The sequence below is a fragment of the Colwellia chukchiensis genome (assembly GCF_002104455.1).
In the GTDB taxonomy this organism is placed as follows: Bacteria; Pseudomonadota; Gammaproteobacteria; order Enterobacterales; family Alteromonadaceae; genus Cognaticolwellia; species Cognaticolwellia chukchiensis.
Genome location: NZ_NBOC01000003.1, coordinates 228,721 through 242,700, shown reverse-complemented (window position 1 = coordinate 242,700; position 13,980 = coordinate 228,721). Strand labels below are relative to the sequence as shown.

Below are 13,980 nucleotides of genomic sequence, written 5' to 3'. Positions count from 1 at the left end.
TGCAAGTTAGCTAGTGTGGTAGCGCTAACGAAATACACAGTAAAGTTACAGTTTGCACACCGTGTTTCTTTAGTAGCTGGCAAATTTCATTGGCGGTGGTGCCTGTGGTAACCACATCATCAATGAGAATGACATGTGGCGGCGGGGTAGGCGTTAAATTAAGTTCAAAGGCATTTTTTAAGTTTTTGCGGCGCGCCACACCCGATTTTCCAACCTGGTTTTCAGTGTATTTTGCACGGATAATAACGTCATGCTGATAGCGATAATTGCTGGCCTTGGCAAACTGTTTGGCAATTAAATGCGCTTGATTAAAGCCCCGAACTTGCCATTTTCGAATATGCAAAGGCACGGATAATACAAGCGAATTATGGCTGTTTATTAGGGGGTTATCGTGTTTCAGGTAGTCTTGCCAGTGTTTAACTAACAAATGGCTTAGCAAGCCAGCTAATTCGGTTTGATGCTGATACTTTAATAAGCTGATCCATTGCTTAAACGGCCAGACATAAGGTGCGATCGCAATGAGCTGATCAAAATGAGGCTGTTTGATAAGTTGGGCGACCGCTGGCCAAGACAGCAAGTTATAAGGAACAACAGGGTGTTTAAAATAGGCAAGGTCAGCCTGACAATATTGACAAAGCAAGGGCTGTACTTGACAGCGATTAGTACACAAAATACAACAGCTCACTTTCAGTTTGCAATAATTAAGCGCTAACCACAGCCCATGTTGCAGCTTGGCAGCGCTTGTGGTGATAAAGCTACTGGCAAATTCCATTTATAGCATCCTTTCGTTAAACTAGCCGCTCATCCGTTTCAGAGCATATTAAGCATGGCAGAAAGATTAAAAATAGCGAGCCAAGGTCAAGGTTTAGCTATCGTATTTATTCATGGTTGGGGACTTAATTCTGCAGTGTGGCAACCATGTTTGTTGCAGCTAGTCGATAAGTTTCAAGTGATCACCGTTGATTTACCGGGCTTTGGTGATAATCATGCCTATTCAATACAAGCCTACACACTGGCTGAGCTCGCACAGCAGGTCACGAAAGCGGTGGCAAAGCCTGCACTTTATGTTGGCTGGTCGTTAGGCGGTCTAGTGGCGAGTCAAATTGCCATTACACAACCTGAGCAGGTGCTGGGCTTAGTGACTGTGGCGAGCTCGCCACAATTTATGGCGCGTGATAATTGGCCGGGCATTAAAGCCGACGTGCTAGCAATGTTTCATCAGCAACTGGCCGAAGATACCGAGAAGACCATCAGTAATTTTCTAAAAATTCAAGCATTAGGCAGCCCGAGTATTCGTCAAGATGTTAAATGTATTCGAGACTTGGTAATGCAGCGCCAACAGCCTCAACGGCAAGTACTAGACGCTGCATTACAAATACTCGCCACTGCCCAGTTGTCTGAGCAACTGTCTACTATTCAACGGCCTTTCTTAAGACTTTATGGTCAGCAAGACAGCTTAGTGCCTAAGCAAGTGATCCCTTTGATCACCGCCTTAGCCCCGCAAAGCCAAAGTTACTTATTTAAGCAGGCGTCGCACGCACCATTTATTTCTCACCAGCAAGAGTTTTTAACTGTGCTAGAAGACTGGATAGCCAAGCAGTTTGGAACTGCATCTTAGTTTACTTTTTCGCTAATTTGGTTGATAATTGAACACAGGGTTTTAAGAAATATATTATGGTTTAAAAATATATTTAGGAGCAGACGATGGAAATTCAATCAGCCTTTAACGTCGGCGTACAGGGCTTTCAAAAAGCGAGTGCAGACGCTAGCAAAGCGGCTGAAAATATCGCAACGAGTGTAAGCACTAGGCCTGAAGTGGCGGCTAATACACAAGAAAATATTAGCATAAACAGTAACCAAGCTGATAACGAGTCTGTTAGCCTGAGTCAGTCGGTGGTGGATTTACGCGTTGCTGAATTTCAAGCCAAAGCGTCAGCCAAGGTGGTTGAGTCTGCGGATGAAAACCTTGGCACCTTAATTGATGTGCGTGTTTAAAGTCGATGAATATTACGCCGCAAAGCTCGCTACTGCCAATACCAACGGCTGTTAATCTACAGACAGATAGCTTGCGTCGTGAAAATCAACAACGAGAAGTTATCAGCAAAACAGAGCCATTACTGCCGGCTGCGGCGGAAAAAGGTGTGGCGTCAGACAAAGAACGAGCGCGCACACCTGCTCAACATAATCAATCGTTAGATTTTGCCAGTTTGCGTAAGCAAGCCGAGCTTGCCCAAGATGTGATTGGCGAAGATAGCGACGGTAACCAGCAAAACGAGCAAGATTCAGCACAAAATAATCGTGCTAATGACAGCGAGCAAGATAAAGAACAAGCGGATAAAACAGAACAGCAAATTTTTGTTGAGCAACAAGAGCTAAAAAGCTTAAAACGGCGCGATCAAGAAGTTCGTTCACATGAATTGGCGCATGCCGCGGTAGGTGGCGCACATACGGGCGCACCTAGCTATACCTTTACCCTTGGCCCAGATGGCAATAAATATGCAGTTTCTGGTGAAGTGTCGGTTGATTTAGCGCCAGTTGATGGCGATCCTAAGGCCACTATCGCCAAAATGCAGAAAATTCATGCCGCGGCATTGGCTCCTGCTAATCCGTCGATTCAAGATACGCGCATTGCGGCATCAGCAGCGAAACTTATTGCGCAAGCTCAGTCTGAGTTGTCAATTGAAACCTTAGACGACCCCTATGCGAAAGCTGACTTTGTTGGCTTGATAAAGCCTAATGATGTTTTTGCCCAACAGCAAACAGAAAGCCAAGCGCAAAGTGTCGCTTTTGACACCTTGGTTGAACAAACATTATCGGCACAAGAGCAGGTACTAGCGCGTCGACCACAGGCGATAGATGCTAGAGCAAGCCGCATTGAACAGTTTTATGCCAATATCAATCAAGCCTATGAAAAACCGTTAAATTATCAATTTAAAATTATGGCTTAACTGTACAATGGCCCGTTGAATTAACAAAAAGCCTGCAATGTGCAGGCTTTTTGCTTATTTTCGCATGGCGAATTGATGAATAAAGACATTAAATACCATAGTCTTGGCGATACTTTTTAATGCTTGCTAAGCTATCCGCCATCGCTGGCTTTTCTTCAAGGTAGCTAATTAAATCAGCTAAGGTGACAATCGATATCACCTGAGTATTAAAGTCACGCTCAACTTCTTGAATGGCAGAAAGTTCAGCTCGACCTTTTTCTTGTCGGTCGAGGGCAATTAATACCCCAGATAATTCCGCGCCATGGGCTTGAATGATTTCCATTGATTCTCGAATCGCGGTGCCTGCAGTGATGACATCATCGACAAGCATAACTTTACCTTTAAGGGCAGAGCCAACTAAATTACCACCTTCACCGTGCTTTTTCGCTTCTTTACGATTAAAACAGTACGGCATGTCAATGTTATAGCTGTCGGCAAGCGCTACTGCGGTTGTAGTGGCAATAGGAATACCTTTATAAGCAGGACCAAATAATAAGTTATAGTCGATTTTTGAGTCTTGTAATGCGGCGGCATAAAAGCGTCCAAGGCGAGCTAAATCGCCACCGGTATTAAACAAACCGGCATTGAAAAAATAAGGGCTAGTACGGCCAGACTTTAAGGTAAACTCGCCAAATCGTAACACTTGTTTTGCTAAGGCAAACTCAATAAATTCGCGTTGATAATCTTTCATGATCAGTTCCTACAGGCTTAACTTAAAGCGGTTTTTTGAATATCAAATAGTTCGTTAATGCTGTTTTTTGCCAACACTAGCATGGCTTGCATTTCGTCAAAGCTAAACGGCTCTTCTTCTGCTGTGCCTTGTACTTCGATTAATTTACCGGTTTCAGTCATCACCACGTTCATATCGGTATCGGCGGCAGAGTCTTCCGGATAATCTAAATCCGCAACCGCTTCACCTTGGTACATGCCCACGGAAACCGCGGCTATCATGTGCTTAAGCGGGTTAGTGGTAATAATACCTTTAGCGCGCATTTGGTTTAACGCGTCAACTAGTGCAACACAAGCGCCAGTAATTGACGCGGTGCGCGTGCCGCCATCGGCTTGAATAACATCACAGTCGAGGGTAATGGTGTTTTCGCCGAGGGCGTTTAAATCAACGGCTGCGCGCAATGAACGAGCGATTAAGCGAGAAATTTCTAAGGTGCGACCGCTTTGTTTACCGCTTGCAGCTTCGCGGCGCATACGGGTATGAGTTGAACGTGGTAACATGCCGTATTCGGCCGTGATCCAACCTTTGCCTTGTCCTTTTAAAAAGCGCGGTACACCTAATTCAACGCTAGCGGTGCAAATTACTTTAGTTTCACCAAACTCAATAAGTACTGAGCCTTCTGCATGTGCTGTGTATTGACGAGTGATGGTTACAGGGCGAATTTGCCCTAAAGTTCTGCCGCTTGGACGCATGGTGAAATTCCTATAAATGATTTAATGTTGCGCATTATAATGCTTCATCTGTCAATTTGACATAATGACCAAGCAAGTAATTTGAAATATAGTTAATTATTCTAAGGTCATTGTACTTAATCATTATTACTCGCTAACCAAAAATGTTAGCAATATAGAGAAAATTTATGCAATCTCAGCGGTTTAGTTTTTTATTGTTGCTCAATTTATTACTGCTTAACACGGCCAACGCTCAGTCATTAGCACCAACGTTACAACATAGGCTACCAGCTTACAGCCAAGTATATGACGACACACGCGACCCCTTTAAAGATGCGCAAGCTGCGATAGCGTTAGCCCAGCAAACGCAGCGTAATGTCTTAATTGAAATAGGCGGTAATTGGTGTACTTGGTGTCATAAAATGGATGCCTTTCTCGAAAAGCACCCCAAGGTTTACCAAGCTTTGCATGATAATTATGTACTGCTAAAAATTAATGTCAGTGACAGCAATGATAATCAGGCCTTTATGGCGTCGTTGCCGCCGGTGCTAGGTTACCCTCATATGTATGTTTCGACAAATAGCGGGCAGTTATTATTATCAAAAGATACCGCAGAATTACTGGACAATTTAGAGTACTCTGTAGAGCATTGGTTAGCATTTTTAGCGCAATGGAAAATGCGCAATAACAAGGACAATCGCAATGACTTTAGCGCCAAACACTAATGCCTTTATGAACGGCAGTTTTATCACACCCCAGTGGTTAAAAACCAAGCTTTCACGGCGCAAACTGTTAAAGTCAGCCGCTGGTGCGACTATGGTGGCGGCAATGCCAAGGCAAAGTTGGTCAGCAACGCTTGAAGGTAAATTTCAAACAGCCATGCAATCAAACCCTTGGTTAACCTTAGATAGCGTGCTTAAGCATTTATTGCCAGTATCAGCAACAGGGCCCAGTGCTGAAGATATTAAAGCGACACAGTATTTATTCAATGTCGTATATCAGCAACCTACCGATGCCGCTGAAACAGCGTTTATTTATCAAGGCGTTGGCTGGCTCAATGGCTTTACGCAAAGCCAGAAACACAAAGACTTTGTTGAATTAGCCATTACTGAAAAAGAGCAGATGCTCAAAGCTATTAGTCAATCACGAGCCGGTGAGAACTGGCTTAGTAACTTAGTCGGTTATATTTTTGAAGCCATGCTGACGCCACCAAGCTATGGCGGTAACCCAAACGGAATCGGTTGGCAGTGGTTAGAGCACCAAGCAGGTTTTCCGTTACCACCGATAGGTAAACGCTATTATGAATTACCCGGTCAAACAACAAGCACCTTAGGCGATAAAAAAACGAGTAAGCAAAGCGATGCCACAGCCGTGCTCAGTCACCAGCAATATACCCGCAAGCAAACAGGAACTCGAAAAGCATGAAATATGATATTTGCATAGTGGGCAGTGGCGCTGGCGCATCACCTGTGGCTTACACCTTAGCGAATGCGGGCGCGAAAGTATTAGTACTAGAGAAAGGCCCTTGGCTGACGGAAAAAGAGTTTTATAAAGACGAGTTAGCGATCAGCCTGCGCGATGCCTACAATCCAAAACTAGAAGATGAGCAACACGTCATTGAAGAAGAGTATGAAACCGACAGTGGCGAAAGTTATTGGCACGGCGAGGCTACTAGCGAGTCGGGTTGGAGCTTCTGGAATGGTAACGTCGTTGGCGGCTCATCTAACTTTATGAGTGGCTACTTTCATCGCTTAAAACCGATAGACTTTCGTTTAAAATCAGAATTTGGCGCAATTGAAGGGGCAAATGTAGTTGATTGGCCATTGAGCTATGACGAACTTGAGCCTTATTATGCCTTGGTAGAGCAAGTGGTGGGTGTATCAGGACGGGTTAGCGCACACCCGCAGCAAGAGCCGCGTTCCACCGACTTTCCTTATCCGCCCGTTGCCGAGCATGGCATAGCTGCCTGGATAGACAGCAGCGCTGAAAAACTTGGTTATCACACAGTGCCTGTGCCACGGGCGATTTTATCGCAGCCAGCCATGGGCCGAAATAGCTGTGAATATTCTGGCTATTGCAGCAGTTATGGCTGCTCGTCAGGCGCTAAAGGTAGTGGCCGAGCCGCGCTACTTAATCACGCCGTGGCAACCGGTAATTGCACCATATTAGCCCATGCTAAAGCCTATAAAGTCGACACAGATAAGCAAGGCAATATCTTAGGGGTGCGCTATTACGATAAGGCGGGTCGTAAACAAATGGCCAGCGCGAAATATTATGTGCTGGCCTGTCAAGCGGTAGAAACCTCACGATTATTGTTAGCCTCGAAAGGAGAAAAGTTTCCCAATGGTCTTGCCAACAACTCAGGGCAAGTGGGTAAAAATTTAATTTTTAGTGGTGGGGGTATTGGGCGTGGCGACTTCTTTTATCAAGACTTAAGTGCGGAAAAACAAGCACAACTAAAGCAAGTAGGGCCGTTTATCAATCGCGCCTTGCAAGACTGGTATCAGATTGACGATAAAGCCTTTACCGGCACTCACCGCAATGGCAAAGCCAAAGGCGGCACCATAGACTTTTTGTTCTATCAAAACCCGATCGCGCGTGCGCAAAGTACCAAGTGGCAAATTGATGAGCAGGGCAGCGAGCAACTGGTTTGGGGTGAGGCGTTAAAGCAAGCCATGAAAACCGAGTTTACAACCTATAAAACCTTGCGTTTTGAAGTGTTTAATGACTGGCTACCAACAGATGACTGCTTTGTTAGCTTAGATGAAACGGTGACCGACAAGTGGGGCGATCCGGTGGCAAAAATTCGCATTGGTGCTCATCAACACGACCTCGCTGTGGGCGAATATTTAGCTGAAAAAGCGGAAAAACTATTACATGAAATGGGCGCTAGTAATGTCTCATCATCTATCAGTAGCGCGCCCGCTTCAAATTTAATGGCCGGCGGCTGCCGATTTGGTGACGACCCCGCTAGTTCAGTATTAAATAAAAATTGTCAGGCCCATGAGGTAGAAAACTTATTTATTACTGATGCGTCATTTATGCCTACAGGCGGCAGTGTGCCTTATACTTTTACCATTTATGCCAATGCTTTTCGTGTTGCCGAGCACATAAAAACTCGCTGGCAAAAAAGCAACAGTTAACCCTAAAGCCAATGCAGATAAATTGCGATGCCAACACGGATAGCAGTAGCCAGCAGATTTTCGCTGGGGCATAATCGCAACTAATAACCCATTTAGACAAGATAGGAAATTCAATGATACATAGTATGACAGCGTTTGCTCGCCATGAAATTAAAGGTGAATGGGGCAATGCCGTATGGGAAATTCGCAGTGTAAATCAACGTTTCCTCGAAACCTATTTTCGTCTGCCTGAGCAATTTCGCAGTATAGAGCCGCTTTTACGCGAGCGTTTTCGCAAACAATTAAATCGCGGCAAAGTAGAGTGTAATTTACGCTTTAATGCCAACCCGGGTGAAAAAAGCAATTTATCCATGAATACCGCGCTGGCAGAAAATTTGCTAAAACACGCCAATTGGATCAATGAGCAAACCCTTAATAGCCAAATTAACCCGCTAGAAATCATGCGCTGGCCAGGGGTGATGGAAGCAGAAGAAGCCGACATCAATGCCATTCAAGCAGAAATAATGACCGGCTTTGAGCAAGCGCTGCAAGACTTTATTGCGGCCCGCGCCGATGAAGGTGCCAACATGAAAGCCCTCATAGAGCAACGACTTGATGCTATTGTTACCCAAGCCGAGCTAGTCAAAAGCCAGATGCCAGAAATTATTCAATGGCAACGCAAGCGCATTACCGACAAATTTGCTGATGCCAAGGTAGAGCTAGAGTCGACCCGAGTTGAGCAAGAGCTAGTGCTACTGGCACAAAAAATGGATGTAGATGAAGAAATCGACCGCTTATACAGCCATGTAAAAGAAACCCGCAGCATTTTGAAAAAAGGCGGCGCTCAAGGCCGACGTTTAGATTTTATGATGCAAGAATTTAACCGCGAAGCCAACACCTTAGGGTCAAAATCAATCAACGCTGACATCACCAATGCCGCGGTGGAGTTAAAAGTGCTGATTGAACAGATGAGAGAGCAAATACAAAATATCGAATAGTTTTTTTACCCGTCCAAGAATGTCTTAGAAGCCCTGTTATTTGCTTGTAAATACAGGGCTTTTTTATTTTTCCCGTCCAAATTGGTTTGCAGATGTCCGTTACCAACTACCTGTTTAGTGGTGGGCAGAATGGTGGGCAGTCCCCTCATTTTTGCTCAATAAGCATTTTGCGGTGAGCAAATTGGTGGGCAGTAAGTTACCCAATTTTCGCATTTAACTCGCCACCACAACAGGTTAGCTGCTGATTCAATAAGCAAATCGGTGGTGGGCAGCCATTATTGCCCCCTCCATTATTTCAGCAACTATGGAGTAAACATGGGAAAACTCACAGCAAAACAGGTTTTTGCATACAGCAAAGCCGACCCAAAAAAATATTCAGATGGTGAAGGGCTATACTTTTGCGTCCGCAAACAGGGCTCGCCTTATTGGATGATCCGCTACACCACAGCCAAAGGAAGACGAGAAGCAACCTTGGGGCAATTTCCTTTAATGTCGTTGGCAGACGCCAGAATTGCCGCTGCATACTTTCGAAAGGAAGTACGTGACGGCATAGATCCTCTTCTGGAAAAACAGAAAATCGAGTTACCTGACATTGAAACCGTGGATCAACTGTTCCATGACTGGTATCGAACCGATCTTAGTCGACGACTTAAGCATCCCAAGATTCCGTATCGGGTTTACACCAAAGACATAAGCCCAGTCATTGGCATTAAGTGTATTGCTGAGGTGACTGCACGTGACGTACGCGAAGTATTAGAGCGCATTCGAGAAAGTAACCGCCCTACCATTGCCAACGATACCTTGATGTACATGAAGCAGCTGTTTCGGCATGCGATAAAGCTCGACTTAACGCTGAACAACCCAGCCGCAGCATTTACCGTAGACGATGCCGGTGGCGTGGAGTCCAGTAAAGACAGGATGCTCAGCAAAGAGGAAATTCACTACGCCTTTAGCGTATTTCATACCCATATCAATAGCTTTGGCCGCGACAACTACCTCACTTGCTGCCTGTTCTTGGTATTGGGCGTGCGCAAAAGCGAATTGTGCGAAGCCATGTGGCGTGAAATGGATTTAACCACAGGCGTATGGGACCTACCCAAAGAACGCAGTAAAACTGGCGTGCCAATTAGCATCCCTTTACCGCGCCAAGCCATTGCTTGGTTTAACGAGCTGCAAATCCGCGCTTGTGGCTCGCCTTATGTTTTTCCAGCCAGACGAGCAAGCCATCGTCCGCATATGGGGCCAGATACGCTGAACCGTGCCATTTCTAAACTCTTTGGTCGAGAACCAGGCCGGAAAAAGCAACCACCCAATAAAATGGGCAAGCTTGAACACTTCACCGTACACGATTTACGCCGCACCTTTCGCAGCCTTGCCGCCTCTTTAGGCATCGCAGGCAACGTGGCCGAACGCTGTCTTAACCATAAGCTAAAAGGCGTTGAGGGCATCTACGACCGCCACGACTACTTTGAAGAGCGCCGTATTGCCCATCAAACAGTGGCTGATGTGATCGAACCACTGGTGAACTTTGAGCACCCTTCACAGCACAACACAGGAGGGCGTTAACATGCAACTGATGATGCGACTCGCCTCCATTACCTTTCCAATAGCCATGCTGGCAGGCCTTGGTTGGTGTATTGGCATTGCCTTACTCGAACAGCCTTATGGTATAGGCTACGCACTTACTCGGTATTGCCTGATGGTACTCGTGGTACTCGCTCCTTGGCTGACGCTAAAACTCACGTTCTACGTGATTGTCAGCCTAGGACGCAAACTGGGGCTCATCTCGCCTGCACGCCCAACGTACAGCCTAGGTTATGAAGAATCTCTCTATTGGTTCAGAGTATTGGCCTTCTTCGATGGCAAACGCAGCCGCATGCCGAAAAGGCCCATCAGGCGAAACTAGCAAGCCATTTGCTCACTTACCGTGGGCAGTTGGGACAATGGGGCAACACTTGATATGCCGAGCTTTAGAGGGTGAATAAGAGGGATTTGAACCGCCCCAAGGAATGGGGCAATTGGGGATGCGGTAAGAACTCCTAACCGCATCAAAATGCCAAACTTGCAAAAGTCCCAATATGGGACTAACATCTGTTTATGAGAATTATCGCACTATCAACCTTAAAAACATTTTGGGAAGACAGCCCAGAATACATTGACGCGAAAGAGCCAACGTTAGCGTGGTATAGGCATGCATTAAATGCTGATTGGGGATCACCGTCGGATGTGAAACAGGACTTTAGAAATGCCAGCATCCTCAAAGATGGGCGTGTCGTGTTTAACATTGCCGGTAATAAATACCGGTTAGTTGTTTGGATCAATTATGCCTACAAGGTGGTTTACATACGTTTTATCGGCAACCATGCACAATACGAAAAATTCGTCGGGAACGAATTTTCATGAGCAACGCGAGCCCGAAGGGTAAGGCTCATGGACGAGCCGAATAAAAAATTGATGTGCAAACGATTTAAAGCCAAAAGGTAGTAACAAGAGGTAAATATAATGGACATCAGACCTATTAAAACAGATGCCGACTACCGCGCGGCATTAAACGACATCGAAAACCTAATGATGGCGGAGCCAGATACCATTGAAGGCGAAAAGCTGGACATTTTGGTTACGTTAGTCGAGGCCTACGAAGCAAAGCATTTTCCAATGGATTTGCCAGACCCTGTTGAGGCAATAAAGTTTGAGATGGAGCGCAAAGGCTTAACCGTTAAAGATCTTGAACCCATGATAGGTAAAAGCAATCGTGTTTATGAAATCCTAAACCATAAGCGATCACTCACGCTAAAAATGATTTGGAAACTTCATGAAGGGCTAGGTATTCCAGCAGAGTCGCTCATCAAACCGCCGCAAGTTCGCGCTTCATAGCGCTGCGCATAAAAATTATGTTGTCATGAATGACGCTCACTACCCAAACATTTCTGCTATTGATAACAGGCTAGCTGAGCTTGAAAACGAAAAGCAGCAGCTTCTCGCATTAAGAGAAGCCTTGCGTAGCGCTCAAAACGAGCGTTCAGTACAGACATTCACGCCAGCACAAAAAGTCGCCCTATTCAGACAACGATTTCGTGGAAGAGAGGATATCTTTGCCAATCGTTGGCAAAACCAACAGGGCCGCAGTGGCTATTCCGTAGCCTGTGATAATGAGTGGGTAAGCGGACTATGCAACAAGCCCCGCATTAAATGCCAAGACTGTTCACACCGAAAGTTTAGCGAATTAAACGAGCACATTATTTACAGGCACCTTGCCGGTCAACAAGTGGTGGGGCTGTATCCCTTACTGAGAGATAATTCGTGCTATTTGTTAGCCGCCGATTTTGACAAAGGCTGTTGGCAAGAAGAAGTCAAAGCAATGTCTAAAGCGTGCCAAGCGTTTGATATTCCCCACGCGATAGAAATCTCGCGTTCTGGCAACGGGGCGCACTTATGGATCTTTTTTGAAACCAATATCCCAGCGAACCAAGCTCGGGCACTGGGTTTCGCTTTACTTGATAAAGCCATGGAAATATTTCCAAATCTATCGTTTGACTCCTATGACAGGCTCTTTCCTAACCAAGATGTCCTTCCGGAAGGCGGGTTTGGCAATCTCATTGCGCTACCACTTCAAAAGGAGGCCCGCCTTTCAGGCCGCAGTTGCTTTGTTGACAGTGACCTGAATGCGATTGACGATCAATGGCGGCACCTTGCAGATCTTAAAACGCTCACGCAATCGAGTATTGATCAACTCATAACAACTATTTCACCCAACACCCTATTACTGTCCGAACAAGGGCTAACAGATAACCGCCCACCTTGGGAAATCACAACCAAAGCCGCACCAATAAAATTAGAGTCTTTGCCGAAAAACGTGACCATTACCTTGGCCAACCATATCTACTTTTTGATGAGCGAGTTACCTGGACCACTACTGGCAGGACTAAAGCGATTAGCGAGTTTTTCTAATCCTGTGTTTTTTAAAACACAAGCGTTGCGCTTTTCAACCCATGGCATTCCAAGGTTTATTTCCTGTGCTCGTATTGAAAACGGTTACCTAGCACTACCGCGTGGCTGTCTCGATGACGCGATTGCTTTGCTACAAGAGCACAATATTTCGCCACTGTTTGACGATAAGCGTGAAACCGGCAAACCATTATTAAAACTTACCCCTGAGTTCACTTTGCGAAAAAACCAGCGTGACGCAGTGGCCGCAATAACTAAACACGACTTCGGTATTTTGCATGCGCCGACTGCATTTGGAAAAACGGTTACTGCCATTGGCATGATCGTAAAACGCAAAGTAAATACCCTAATACTGGTTCATAGCCGACAACTGCTCGAACAATGGCAAGAGCGATTACGCACGTTCCTACCCGAAGTAACCATTGGCAGTATAGGCGGAGGCAAAAGAAAGCCGAGTGGCATTATCGACATTGCCACCTACCAAAGCTTGGTCAATAAAAAAGACAATTCCATCACGCCTCTCATCCAAGACTACGGCCACATTATTGTTGATGAATGCCACCATCTATCTGCGCCAAGGTTTGAAATGGTACTCAACGAGGTAAGAGCAAAGTATGTATTGGGCCTAACAGCAACACCAGAACGACAAGATGGTCATCAAAAAATCATTTTTATGGCGGCAGGGCCCATTCGCTGCAAAGTGAAACAAAGCCCTGATGAGCAATTTACTCAAACCGTGATGATTCATCAGCTCTACGATATACCGCCAGCTGAGCTAATAAAAACAGATGAGCGCCCAAAAATAAGCGATGCCTACCGCTGGCTCGTCGATAATGAGCAGCGCACGTCAAAAATTGTCTCAGACGCCTCTCAGTGTGTTCAAAATGGCGGACACCCGTTAGTCCTTACAGAGCGTAGAGAGCACGCAGAGTACATACACTCACGACTTACCGAGATGGGTATGAGCACTGTCGTACTCAAAGGCGCCATGAAAGCTGCGGAACGCAAGAACGCTGACAATCATCTGCAATCGGCTCAAGTCGTCGTCGCAACAGGAAAATATGTGGGCGAAGGGTTTGACCTGCCAAGACTGGATACCTTGCTTTTGGCCATGCCCATCGCATGGAAAGGCACATTGGCTCAATATGCCGGTCGTATTCATCGTGAATCGGAAGGAAAAACACAAGTCACCATTCACGACTATGTGGACTGCGCCCTCCCTATGCTGCAACGCATGTTTAAAAAACGCGAGAAAAGCTACAAGACAATGGGGTACGCCCTTGAATACTTTGAGGGTAACCGTGACAAGCAACCTTCATTAAAGCTGGAAGACATCTCTTCATCAAATACCAAGCCAAAATAAACAGCAGCACTTCATTAAACACTTCCCCATGCCTTTATACCCATACGCCAAAACCACTATCCGTTTGGCTTTTGGATCGAAACGCCAAACAGGGAAATTAGCCCATTTACTGTTTGGCTTCTCGATTGAAATCCAACGCTGGTAGGCCTTGCCATTACTGGATC

The 13,980-nt window shown here is 45.7% G+C and carries 15 protein-coding genes; 12 read left to right on the top strand and 3 right to left on the bottom strand.

What is annotated here, in order from left to right:
- Positions 1-10 precede the first annotated feature (10 nt).
- Complete coding sequence (locus B6K83_RS06345; protein ID WP_085284110.1) at positions 11-772, bottom strand: ComF family protein; 762 nt, start codon at positions 770-772, stop codon at positions 11-13.
- A 54-nt stretch (positions 773-826) separates the two neighbouring features.
- Here B6K83_RS06345 and bioH point away from each other — a divergent pair, with 54 nt between their 5' ends.
- The 3 genes from bioH to B6K83_RS06330 all read left to right on the top strand — a co-directional run bounded on the left by bioH (position 827) and on the right by B6K83_RS06330 (position 2,948).
- A complete protein-coding gene (gene bioH, locus B6K83_RS06340; RefSeq protein ID WP_085284109.1) occupies positions 827-1,618 on the top strand; it encodes a pimeloyl-ACP methyl ester esterase BioH in 792 nt (263 codons plus the stop codon).
- 86 nt (positions 1,619-1,704) lie between these two features.
- Positions 1,705-1,995 carry a hypothetical protein gene (locus B6K83_RS06335; protein WP_085284108.1) on the top strand — a complete coding sequence of 97 codons (291 nt, stop codon included), beginning with the start codon at positions 1,705-1,707 and terminating at the stop codon, positions 1,993-1,995.
- A gap of 5 nt (positions 1,996-2,000) precedes the next feature.
- Positions 2,001-2,948 carry a putative metalloprotease CJM1_0395 family protein gene (locus B6K83_RS06330; protein WP_085284107.1) on the top strand — a complete coding sequence of 316 codons (948 nt, stop codon included), beginning with the start codon at positions 2,001-2,003 and terminating at the stop codon, positions 2,946-2,948.
- Between the two features lie 88 nt (positions 2,949-3,036).
- Here the strand turns inward: B6K83_RS06330 and pyrE are convergent, their stop codons facing one another.
- Positions 3,037-3,678, bottom strand: coding sequence for an orotate phosphoribosyltransferase (gene pyrE, locus B6K83_RS06325; protein ID WP_085284106.1), 642 nt, complete (start codon positions 3,676-3,678; stop codon positions 3,037-3,039).
- A 17-nt stretch (positions 3,679-3,695) separates the two neighbouring features.
- On the bottom strand, positions 3,696-4,409 hold the full coding sequence (gene rph / locus B6K83_RS06320) for a ribonuclease PH (protein ID WP_085284105.1): 714 nt from the start codon (positions 4,407-4,409) through the stop codon (positions 3,696-3,698).
- A 167-nt stretch (positions 4,410-4,576) separates the two neighbouring features.
- On the opposite strand from rph, the gene B6K83_RS06315 reads away from it, so the two are divergent.
- From B6K83_RS06315 to B6K83_RS06275, 9 genes are all read left to right on the top strand, one after another.
- Positions 4,577-5,113, top strand: a complete 537-nt coding sequence (locus B6K83_RS06315) for a thioredoxin family protein (protein ID WP_085284104.1) — start codon at positions 4,577-4,579, stop codon at positions 5,111-5,113.
- A complete protein-coding gene (locus B6K83_RS06310) occupies positions 5,091-5,813 on the top strand; it encodes a gluconate 2-dehydrogenase subunit 3 family protein (RefSeq protein ID WP_085284103.1) in 723 nt (240 codons plus the stop codon). The genes B6K83_RS06315 and B6K83_RS06310 overlap by 23 nt, the downstream gene beginning before the upstream one ends.
- Positions 5,810-7,531 carry a GMC family oxidoreductase gene (locus tag B6K83_RS06305; protein WP_085284102.1) on the top strand — a complete coding sequence of 574 codons (1,722 nt, stop codon included), beginning with the start codon at positions 5,810-5,812 and terminating at the stop codon, positions 7,529-7,531. Before B6K83_RS06310 ends, B6K83_RS06305 begins: the two co-directional genes overlap by 4 nt.
- A gap of 113 nt (positions 7,532-7,644) precedes the next feature.
- Positions 7,645-8,508: a YicC/YloC family endoribonuclease gene (locus tag B6K83_RS06300; RefSeq protein ID WP_085284101.1), complete on the top strand. Its 864-nt coding sequence runs from the start codon at positions 7,645-7,647 to the stop codon at positions 8,506-8,508.
- 315 nt (positions 8,509-8,823) lie between these two features.
- Positions 8,824-10,074: a tyrosine-type recombinase/integrase gene (locus tag B6K83_RS06295; RefSeq protein ID WP_085284100.1), complete on the top strand. Its 1,251-nt coding sequence runs from the start codon at positions 8,824-8,826 to the stop codon at positions 10,072-10,074.
- A 1-nt stretch (position 10,075) separates the two neighbouring features.
- Positions 10,076-10,414 carry a hypothetical protein gene (locus tag B6K83_RS06290; protein WP_036984952.1) on the top strand — a complete coding sequence of 113 codons (339 nt, stop codon included), beginning with the start codon at positions 10,076-10,078 and terminating at the stop codon, positions 10,412-10,414.
- Between the two features lie 191 nt (positions 10,415-10,605).
- Positions 10,606-10,911 carry a type II toxin-antitoxin system HigB family toxin gene (locus B6K83_RS06285; protein ID WP_008111255.1) on the top strand — a complete coding sequence of 102 codons (306 nt, stop codon included), beginning with the start codon at positions 10,606-10,608 and terminating at the stop codon, positions 10,909-10,911.
- A gap of 99 nt (positions 10,912-11,010) precedes the next feature.
- On the top strand, positions 11,011-11,382 hold the full coding sequence (locus tag B6K83_RS06280; RefSeq protein ID WP_000354813.1) for a helix-turn-helix domain-containing protein: 372 nt from the start codon (positions 11,011-11,013) through the stop codon (positions 11,380-11,382).
- A 25-nt stretch (positions 11,383-11,407) separates the two neighbouring features.
- Complete coding sequence (locus B6K83_RS06275) at positions 11,408-13,816, top strand: TOTE conflict system archaeo-eukaryotic primase domain-containing protein (RefSeq protein WP_008111251.1); 2,409 nt, start codon at positions 11,408-11,410, stop codon at positions 13,814-13,816.
- Positions 13,817-13,980 lie beyond the last annotated feature (164 nt).